We start from the raw sequence: 8,884 nt of genomic DNA, 5'->3' as shown, positions 1-8,884 counted from the left end.
AAGAGAAGCTGCTTAGTAAACAAGCGAATGATGACAACTACCTTGAAAAACGCCGTATTTCAGAAACTGAAATTATATTCGACAAACCATCATAGTTATAAAATACAACTCGTGCCTCACTTTCCGTTCGCTTATTATCAACTTTAGTTAATCTTCCCATAATATCATAACTAAATTGAACTGCATGTGCTGGGTTAAGCACACTAATTACTAAAGTTACAAAGAGCATTCTAATAAGCATAATATAATCCCAGCAGGCAAAATTTTGAAAGACAATAGCTACTGTTATAAATTGAAATTAATAAAAGCCAATCATCATAATGCGTCATAATAAAAACTTCAAATAAGATTAAACCATGAACCTATAAGTGAAATTTATATCTATATAGCAATCGAAAACACCATAGAATTAACTAATTCATTATTAGTTTCTCGGCTCTTCTCCGCTTAGATGAGCTTGATTTCTGGGTAAAAGGTAGAGTGAGTTTCTAGGATTGAGGTTTGTCTAATCTTCAATTTAAAGTAATCAGTATCCCTTACTCCTCGAGCTCTCCGCCTAAGAAGGCCTATCGATACATTCCCAGCTTCAACTCGGGCATTCGTTAGCCTATATTTTGCATAATTGCAGATCCCAACTCTTCTCTCCCAAATCGCATCTGCAAAGTTGATGAGAGATAAGATCCTTGTATTTTTAGCAAGCTGGCACCACGCATCAAGCGCTGCGATCATCAAGTCAAAATTACGTTCATTCCATAAGGCTTCAAGCTGCTCTTTGAGCATATAAATAGTACAAAGTGTCTTATTGCTTTCAAGTAAATCATCCAGCCTATCTGACTGCTTATCGCTTAATTTCGGCGCATTTTTGAGGAGTAAAAATAGCGTCCCCTTAAGCATTTTTTTCTCGTCATGCGTTCCTCTCCTAAACGCTTTATTACGCTCTTTCCTTATCAGAAGAGAGTAGTTCTGCATAACGTGAAACCGGTCAAAAACGATGTCTGCATTCGGAAGAGCCTTTCTCACCGCTGATTGGTAAGATTGACCCATATCCATTGATACCGCTTGGATGCCGTCTCTCGTTTGTGGTGATAATTGTTCAAAAAAGTTGATGAGTACGTTTGAAGTCCGTCCATGATCAACCCAGATAAGTTGTCCTGAAACCAGATCATAAACAACGGTTATATAGTCATGGCCTTTAGCCCTGGCGACTTCATCAACGCCAATATGAACAAGGTTGGTCAACTTCTTAGGCTCTAAAGCGGGCAAGGTAGATAACAGAAATGCTTTATCGATATTTTTCACGGTTTCCCAGCGAATGTCTAAATGCTTAGACACTGCATGGATGCTCATATAGCGGCATAGTCCACTAATAAAGTGACAGAATCTCTTGGTATAGCGACCACCCTTATCAACAAAATCAGTGGCTTCAATCAATCTTCGGCCGAGCTTATCTCTCGTCTGAGCCAGTTCAATTTCTATTACGCAAGGGCGACCACTTACAGGTAAATCTGACAGGCGACGTTGAACATAGTGGTCGACGGTACGCGGTGCTCCAGTCTCAGGGTCAACGACTTTACAGCGTCTGTCTCGCTTGCATTTGACGAGTACTGAATGAGTGCACTCTTCGAGCGTTACAGACTGTACGGATTGACCTTTAAAATTAAATAGAGCGGAAGATAATAACGACAAACTACAACACTAAGATATAAGACAGGAAGTAATTATAAATCAATGCTTTATTGATTTTATTGTTAATTTATAGACTCATCTAAGCGGAGAAGAGCCGTTTCTCTAATCTAGTGGGTCGCAGTTTAGAACCATCGGAATTACATGCTTCTTCGTCGATCAAAGTTGGGTAATAATCTTTTTCACCTTCCGTCGGCTTTGTTGCGCCCGATTTCAGATAATAAGTGCGACATTCATGGAAAGGTGTAGAAGAGGAAGCCAACTGCTGAAAGTGGTACGCTCTTCTCGCCAAAGAAACAAGCAGTACTACCATGAACTATCAGCAGTTGACCGAAGGCAGAAGATACCAGATTCCTGCCCTTTTGGAACGGGGGATTTCAGTTTCTGAAATTGCTAAAACCGTTCAGTGCCATCGCGGCGTTGTTGATCAAATCAGCTTGAAGGTCAACGACGCCATATTTGACTCACCGTTAGCTTCGAACAGGCATGCCTAGTCCTATGACTTTGTTTATAGCTTTGACATTCGCCATGATTTCACCCACTTGAACGTTGTAACATCTCAAGCTCAATTTACCGCTGGTTAGTCCTTTATATCGAGACATTGCGGTCTCAGATATTGAGCGATAGTGATAACCCGACTCAGATTTCCACTCCGCTATTGTTCCGTTTTTCAGAGCCTCTACAGCTTCATTTCTGGGATGCCCATCTTCCCAAAACGCTACATTCTTTCGAGGTGGTATCAACGGAGTACAACCTTTATTCTTCAGAGTATTGTGGCAACTTTTTGTGTCATATGCTCCATCGGCAGATACAGCATCGATCTTTCTACGTAAAGGGTTGAGTAACGTTGGCAGCACTTCGCTATCACCAACATTTACCAGACTGACCTCGGCACTAATGGCTTCATGGGTATCTACATCAACGGCTAAGTGCAGCTTGCGCCATGTTCTACGTTTTTCGGCACCGTGCTTCTTGACCTTCCACTCACCCTCGCCAAAGACTTTGAGACCAGTCGAGTCAATGGCTATATGACGAATAGCCCCTTTAGATTTATTACGGTATTTCACCTGGGCTGTCTTCGACCGTTTACTGATACAGATGTAGTCTGGGGACGTCAGTGGAACATCCAATAACTCAAAGATAGAGTCGATAAAACCTTGAAGAGCACGCAATGGTAATGAGAATACTCCTTTAATCATCAAGGCAGTTTCAATCGCTGCATCAAAGTACTGAAAGCCTCTACCACGCTTACCCTGATGGGTTTACATCGCCATGCATCTACGGCTGTATCATCTATCCAGAACGTAACCGAGCCCCGTTTGCACAAAACCTTATTGTACTCAGCCCAGTTAGTTATCTTCTTTTTCGCCTTACCCATGTTGTCACCGCTCTAACCATCATAAAGTATCAGATCGCAGGACTCGAAAAAGGTTCAACTGATTTAGGCAACAACGCCCATAAACAGTTCAAACTCGCGCCGGTACAAACGCCTTTTCCGCCATTGAACTTAATAGTGTCAGCATCTTCGATGATGTTCTGGCTTTGATGGTTCTATTGCCTTTAACTATTTCCGTGTGTCACCACCAATTTCAGGGATTCGATTTTCTAGCACTTTGATTGCTGAGTGAGGCATTCACGTTTGTCTGCTTGGTCTGTCTTACGTTCAAAGTTACTTCCTTGGTCGACTAATTGACACACACCTTGACTCATTTGTGGCATTACTTAAAGTGGTCAACCAAGGCCCACAACCGGGATAACGAACCGTTCCCGCCTTGCGCATCAGAGCATGTACGTCAGAAAACCCTTTTAGCCCCATTCTTTCACGATAGGTTGAAAACCAAGTCCATTGTGCGTTGCTGATGTTTTTAAACATTGTCCTCCCCATTCATGTTGATTCATACTGACTACGTTGATATCGCAGTCTTTGAGAGCAAAGTCGAAAAACACATTCGTCGGCTTTTTATTCCATCTGCATACCAACACCCGCATCACCGTAAGAGTGGCTGCCTTCACTATTGCAAAAAGCGCCGCAGATGGGCGCAGGCCTGCGTAATATGCCTAAAAAGTTCAGGAGCCTTATCTGGGGCGACGTCCAAGGCTGTTTTTCTACTCAATTAAGCATGCTTGTTGAGTGGTAAAACAGAGTTACTTGGGAATACCAGACACCACATCCTTTGGATGTGCGCCTTCTACTACAAGAATGCACAAGCCAGTTTGTAGCACGGCTCTTGAGAGAGAGCCCATTGTTTTGCTCTTTTAAAAGAGCAAAACAATGTCCTTAAAAGGAGTTTGAATAATGCAAATTATATACGGATATTGTCGTGAAGATGAGGCGGGGAATTTATTAGACCGCTTTGTTGAGCAAGGGGATTTTGTCAGCTTCAAAGAACTGGGCTCAGTCGGGCGTGAATACATGGCATTTGCTGCTTTGTTGCCTTTTACTGACCGCCTCCCCTTTCCTTTCTATTGGAAGGGCGTTCATTTCGTTTCGGTTCAAAAACAAACCCAATCAGTCCGTCAACTCACGCCACCACCATCAAAGAATGCTCAAAAAAAACATTATCGTAAACTCAAGAACACGATCATGACCCCTCAAAATTGGAAACAACACGTCAGTCGCAATCGCGGTTTGAAGTATGTTAACGCTTCCTTATTGCCTTTAATGTAATCAGGAAAATGTGGGGCTCAACGGCAACCTATGAGCCGTAATCGTGGTTTAAAGTACGCGAAACCTTCTCTGTTTTCTTTATGATGCGTGCCTATACCTGTCGATTTTAACCTTTCTCCCCACGCGCCGTTTAATTTGCACGTTGCACGGTCTGCCTAGGACAACCTAACCCTTCTTCCCAGCTTCCAGGCAAGGAGGTCTTTTACTCCATCATGACCAAACACTTGATAAATTTATCACTCAATAAGGATATTTATTATGAAAAAACGCACCCAGCACACCCTCCTTGTCGGGCTTGGCGTTGCTGTCTCGACACTTCTTATCACTCAGCCCGCTCTGGCTGCCGATATCTTCGCGTCAGGTAAACAAGCCATGAAAGACTCGGCGGGCAAAGGCTCTGCGGTTGAAACCGCGATGCTGGGGACTGGGCTTGCGGGGGCGGTCGTCACTGGACTGATGAGCCGTAACTGGTTTGCGGCCGTTGGCGGGTTCATTGGCGGCTCAGTCTTGTGGAATGTTGGAGCACCACTCGTCGGCTTAGGCTAAGGAGTCACAATGGAAGACCCTCATCAGTTTTTTTCTATTCCAAAACACATGAACAAAGGTCGTCGCTGGCTCGGGTTCCCAGTTGATGAACTCGTGCCTGCCCTCTGCATTTTTGGCCTCTCATTCTGGCTTAAACACGAAATGATAGGGCTGACGTTATCGCTGGCTTGGTTTGGGGGATTACGTTACATCAAAGCGCAATACGGTGACAGCATCGCTACCCTGTCACTTTATTGGTGGGGGGCTTCCTTTGTCCATCCCACCCTCTTTAAGCGTACCCCCTCAGCCTGTCGTCGTTACTGGATTTTCTAAGGAGACCCTTCATCATGGATCCGTTTGTTAAACGGGATAAGCTGGCCGTCAAAAGCCTCCTCAATCTTTTTTTGAGTGCAGGCTTTCTTGTTATGCTTATTACTAACCTGGTGTTGGGTTACACCAGTTATCAAGCCCTTACCCATCAAAGCCGAACCCTAGTCCCGCCCACCCTCTCTCAAGCCTTTACGGTTTCGGATGGCGCGGTCGATGAACCTTATCTTGAGCAAATGGCGGATTATCTTCTCTACCTGAAACTCAACATCACGCCGGCAAGCGTTGGACGTCAGTTTGGTCAGTTACTTGAATATTTAGACGAGACAAGCTGGTACAACGTTCAACCTAAGCTGCTTCGAGAAGCCACGGTGGTTAAAAAAGATAACATCAGCAGCCAATTTTCTGTCGAGTTGGTCCGAATTTCTCTCGACACTCTCCAAGTACAACTCTACGGGAAACTCCAAAAGCACGTAGGCCAACGCGCACTAGATCCGGAGATGAAGTGGTATCAAGTCAACTTTAGCTATGACCAAGGCGTCATAGGTTTACTCTCCATTGAAGAAGTCGAGGTCAACACCGATGAACCTTTATGAGCAATCATTCACCCCATCGCAGCAATGGCACCCTTATTTTTTATCCATCGCGCTTTGGGTGGTCTTTTTCATCCCCTCTTTTGCCCTGGCTGAAAATGCCGCCATGGTGAGCTATGAGTTTGACGAAGGCGACACGATCCCCTTGTCACTCTCTTCCATTAACGTGAACCGTTTACTGGTCAACAATGACCGTATTATTTCGATCGTCTGCCCGAAAGGGTTTTGCACCTCAACGGGCAACCAAAAAGACGCTTCCGGCTCCATCACCTTAAAAATTAACCTTCCCTTACCGTTTACCGCGCACCTGACGACAGAGAAAGGGCGATTGTTTGCGCTGTTTATTACCCCCAAAGCTACACCATCTTTGGTCACGGAGTTTGTTTGGTCGCAAAATTACAAAGAGCAGCAAAGCCCGATTGAGCAGGCGGCGGATTATCCCGCCGCCATGACAGCGCTCACCAAAGCCATGATACGTTTTGTCCATGATGGCGCTCCCATTGCTGGTTTTAAACGTCACGACGTTGACCCCAAAACCTTACCCAAAGATGAAGCGTCGCTGGCCATCATCCCTCAAACGGTCTTCGTGGGCCGTCATTATTCTGGGGTGGTTTATCAGCTAAAAAATCAAAGCCGCAGTGACATGGCGCTGACCACCGCGCAGTTCTACAGCTATTCCGCACGCTCAGCCGCGCTCGATGCCTATCAATTAAAACCTGGGCAAACTACCACGCTCTATCTCATTACTGGAGGAGGCGCCACCCATGCTCGATAAACAAAAAGACGCCTTGGGCCGTTTTAAGAAACGCGTCTTCAAAGACACCGACGGGGACTTTGAAGACGGCGGCACGATCAATGCCGTGACAAGAAAGCGCAATCGCACCATTACGCTCACGGTATTGCTGATATTGACCGCCCTGGCTTTTGTTGTTTGGCGGTTAACACTGTCTCCCCAAGCGCCAAGCAAGGGCATTCAAGATGTCGGATTTGGCGCTGTCGTCACCGATGATTTTACCGACAAAGACAACCAGTCCGCCCTGACGTTTCAACAAGACAAAATCAACCAAATAGAACAAAGCTTAGCGCGGTTTGAAGGCACATTAAGTCGCTTTGGACAAAGCTTAACCTCTGAGTTAGAGAACATTAAAAAGGCCAATGAGCGCGATACAAAATCGCAACTGACAGAGCTTGAGCAGCAGATGCAACAAAAGCTCGATGAAGTTGACGCGCTCAAGGCGCAGCTTGAGACGCAATTAGCCTCAACCCTCAAGGCAGGCGATCCTTCGACTCAACACGGCATCGAGACCAACCAGGGAGACACCTTTGGCCAATACAAACTGCCCCCAAGACCGGCCATTAATAGCAACATGGATAACGCCAAGGTGAATGAGTTTCAGTACCAAGAGCAAGATGATGTGGCCTTTAGTGGTGATGCCTTTGATAGCTTTGAATTTCACTGGCAAGCCAGTGTCGAGGAGAAACAATCCCGTCGCACGACCGATAACTACGTGCCAACCGGCACCTTTGTGACCGCCGTAATTACCGGCGGCGCTGATGCTAATGGGGGCGTCTCTGGACAAGGGGATACCTCACCGATTGTCTTTCAGACAGTCAATCAGGGGGTCTTACCCAACGGTCAGGCCTCTAAATTGAAGGATTGCACGATCACCGGCGCCGTCTACGGTGAGATCTCATCCAGCCGCGGCGTCGCTCGCACCAGTAGAATGAGCTGCATACAACCCAATGGCGATATTCTCGATATCCCCGTCAATGCGACCGTGTTTAACTTTGGTCGCAATGGTATTCGCGGTACCACCATTTTGAAAAACGGTAAGATCGTTCAAATGGCCGGCATTGCGGGGATCTTGCAAGGCGTAGGGGATGCAGGTAAAGCGCTGGCACAAACCACGACACCGACGGCGCTCGGCCCAAGTCAAAGCATCAACAGCGATAAAATTGGCTTGAATCTGCTTGGCGGCGCCACGGAGAGCGTTGGCAGCAAATTGGCGGACTACTACATCAAACTGGCCGAACTCTATCATCCGATAGTGGAAGTCAATCCTGGTGCCATCGTCAATATTGTCTTTTTGGAAGGCTTTCCATTAGATCCATTGCTGGCCGATGAATACGAAACGCGCATGAATGAGCAGCGTGAGCAAGTCTCCAACAGCAATCAGCTCTTGGATGTCATCACCAACGCCTCCTCTTTTCCACCAACCACTCAAACCGCCCCCATCAACCCATTAGCGCAAAAAATCACCCAACAAGGGTTAAGCCGCGTGGGCTTTGGGCGTGAGGAATCACCATGAATAGGCACGCTTTGTTTTCACTATCGATACTCTTAGGTCTGACCGGTTGTAGCGCGGGCTTTGAGAGCGAATACAGTTGCGATCAGGTCGGCGGCGTTTCAGGTTGCGTCACCATGAACGAAGTTCGAGACAACCTATACGGTTATACCGGAGGCAGTGGTAACGCCACGGTCTCTTCTCAAGCGCGTCTCGCCCCACCTTCCGCCTTTACCTTACTGCCAAGGCGCAATCGAGAGGGGGAGCCAGAGCGAAGCCAAGAAGACGTTAAAAAACTCACCGTCTTCCCTTTCATCGACAAAGACAATCACTACATCGATACGATGGATGTTTACTTTGTCTTAGACGATAGCCGTTGGTCTGGGCGCCCTGCGCGCGCGATTTGGAAAGATTGATTAGGAAAAAATAATGAAACGAACCTTAAAAATCATTGTTATCACGGGCGCGATATTATGGGGCACATTACTGAGCAGCGCCCTGGCACAAGTGGCGCAGTTTATCACCTCGCACGATGACGCCAGAGATCACGTTGTGGCGCGCTACATCGAGTCTCAGCCCTCTCTAGATAAGGGGGCGCTCCATCAAGCGGTCCAAGATTGTGCCGTGCACCCTAACATTAAAATCGAAAAAGAGATCGCGCCAGAGACGCGCCTTTCTCCACTCAAACTCAGCCTATACGAATGCTTACAAAAAAAAGGGCATCCTGAGCTTGCTCACCGCCTTCAACTCAGTGATGAAGCAATGCAAAGTGTCAGTTGGCCATTGTCTTTGTTTTGGTAAAA

General features: G+C 46.4%; 9 protein-coding genes and 2 pseudogenes. 9 read left to right on the top strand and 2 right to left on the bottom strand.

Annotated elements, in window-relative coordinates:
• Positions 1 to 447 precede the first annotated feature (447 nt).
• Positions 448 to 1,686, bottom strand: coding sequence for an ISL3 family transposase (locus ACED45_RS19970; RefSeq protein ID WP_371714847.1), 1,239 nt, complete (start codon positions 1,684 to 1,686; stop codon positions 448 to 450).
• Positions 1,687 to 1,994: 308 nt separating this feature from the next.
• Here ACED45_RS19970 and ACED45_RS19965 point away from each other — a divergent pair.
• Positions 1,995 to 2,108: pseudogene (locus ACED45_RS19965) on the top strand (helix-turn-helix domain-containing protein); the annotation flags it as partial.
• Positions 2,109 to 2,153: 45 nt separating this feature from the next.
• On the opposite strand, the pseudogene ACED45_RS19960 reads toward ACED45_RS19965, so the two are convergent.
• A pseudogene (locus ACED45_RS19960) lies at positions 2,154 to 3,061 on the bottom strand (IS5 family transposase).
• 918 nt (positions 3,062 to 3,979) lie between these two features.
• Here ACED45_RS19960 and ACED45_RS19955 point away from each other — a divergent pair.
• The 8 genes from ACED45_RS19955 to ACED45_RS19920 all read left to right on the top strand — a co-directional run bounded on the left by ACED45_RS19955 (position 3,980) and on the right by ACED45_RS19920 (position 8,882).
• Positions 3,980 to 4,351 (top strand): hypothetical protein, encoded by a 372-nt coding sequence (locus ACED45_RS19955; RefSeq protein ID WP_371714846.1) that lies wholly within the window; start codon positions 3,980 to 3,982, stop codon positions 4,349 to 4,351.
• Between the two features lie 258 nt (positions 4,352 to 4,609).
• Entirely contained in the window at positions 4,610 to 4,897 is a 288-nt protein-coding gene (traA, locus tag ACED45_RS19950; protein ID WP_371714845.1) for a type IV conjugative transfer system pilin TraA, read from the top strand.
• A gap of 9 nt (positions 4,898 to 4,906) precedes the next feature.
• On the top strand, positions 4,907 to 5,209 hold the full coding sequence (gene traL, locus ACED45_RS19945) for a type IV conjugative transfer system protein TraL (RefSeq protein ID WP_371714844.1): 303 nt from the start codon (positions 4,907 to 4,909) through the stop codon (positions 5,207 to 5,209).
• A gap of 14 nt (positions 5,210 to 5,223) precedes the next feature.
• A complete protein-coding gene (gene traE, locus ACED45_RS19940; protein WP_371714843.1) occupies positions 5,224 to 5,799 on the top strand; it encodes a type IV conjugative transfer system protein TraE in 576 nt (191 codons plus the stop codon).
• A complete protein-coding gene (gene traK / locus ACED45_RS19935; protein ID WP_017096434.1) occupies positions 5,786 to 6,571 on the top strand; it encodes a type-F conjugative transfer system secretin TraK in 786 nt (261 codons plus the stop codon). The genes traE and traK overlap by 14 nt, the downstream gene beginning before the upstream one ends.
• A complete protein-coding gene (locus tag ACED45_RS19930) occupies positions 6,561 to 8,105 on the top strand; it encodes a TrbI/VirB10 family protein (protein WP_076647806.1) in 1,545 nt (514 codons plus the stop codon). Before traK ends, ACED45_RS19930 begins: the two co-directional genes overlap by 11 nt.
• The gene (traV, locus tag ACED45_RS19925) at positions 8,102 to 8,497 is read left to right on the top strand and encodes a type IV conjugative transfer system lipoprotein TraV (protein WP_017104313.1); all 396 of its coding nucleotides are present in this window, start codon (positions 8,102 to 8,104) and stop codon (positions 8,495 to 8,497) included. Before ACED45_RS19930 ends, traV begins: the two co-directional genes overlap by 4 nt.
• Before the next feature lie 13 nt (positions 8,498 to 8,510).
• Positions 8,511 to 8,882, top strand: coding sequence for a hypothetical protein (locus ACED45_RS19920; RefSeq protein WP_102488785.1), 372 nt, complete (start codon positions 8,511 to 8,513; stop codon positions 8,880 to 8,882).
• Positions 8,883 to 8,884 lie beyond the last annotated feature (2 nt).

Origin of the sequence: Vibrio crassostreae (assembly GCF_041439375.1) — a bacterium.
GTDB lineage: Bacteria > Pseudomonadota > Gammaproteobacteria > Enterobacterales > Vibrionaceae > Vibrio > Vibrio crassostreae_D.
The sequence above is the reverse complement of the archived record's forward strand: the minus strand, read 5'-3'. Positions and strand labels throughout refer to the sequence as shown.

What these genes read in the sequence shown, in the direction of transcription:
- ACED45_RS19955 (WP_371714846.1), top strand. Translation starts at nt 3,980, where the DNA reads ATGCAAATTATATACGGATATTGTCGTGAAGATGAGGCGGGGAATTTA.
- traA (WP_371714845.1), top strand. Translation starts at nt 4,610, where the DNA reads ATGAAAAAACGCACCCAGCACACCCTCCTTGTCGGGCTTGGCGTTGCT.
- traL (WP_371714844.1), top strand. Translation starts at nt 4,907, where the DNA reads ATGGAAGACCCTCATCAGTTTTTTTCTATTCCAAAACACATGAACAAA.
- traE (WP_371714843.1), top strand. Translation starts at nt 5,224, where the DNA reads ATGGATCCGTTTGTTAAACGGGATAAGCTGGCCGTCAAAAGCCTCCTC.
- traK (WP_017096434.1), top strand. Translation starts at nt 5,786, where the DNA reads ATGAACCTTTATGAGCAATCATTCACCCCATCGCAGCAATGGCACCCT.
- ACED45_RS19930 (WP_076647806.1), top strand. Translation starts at nt 6,561, where the DNA reads ATGCTCGATAAACAAAAAGACGCCTTGGGCCGTTTTAAGAAACGCGTC.
- traV (WP_017104313.1), top strand. Translation starts at nt 8,102, where the DNA reads ATGAATAGGCACGCTTTGTTTTCACTATCGATACTCTTAGGTCTGACC.
- ACED45_RS19920 (WP_102488785.1), top strand. Translation starts at nt 8,511, where the DNA reads ATGAAACGAACCTTAAAAATCATTGTTATCACGGGCGCGATATTATGG.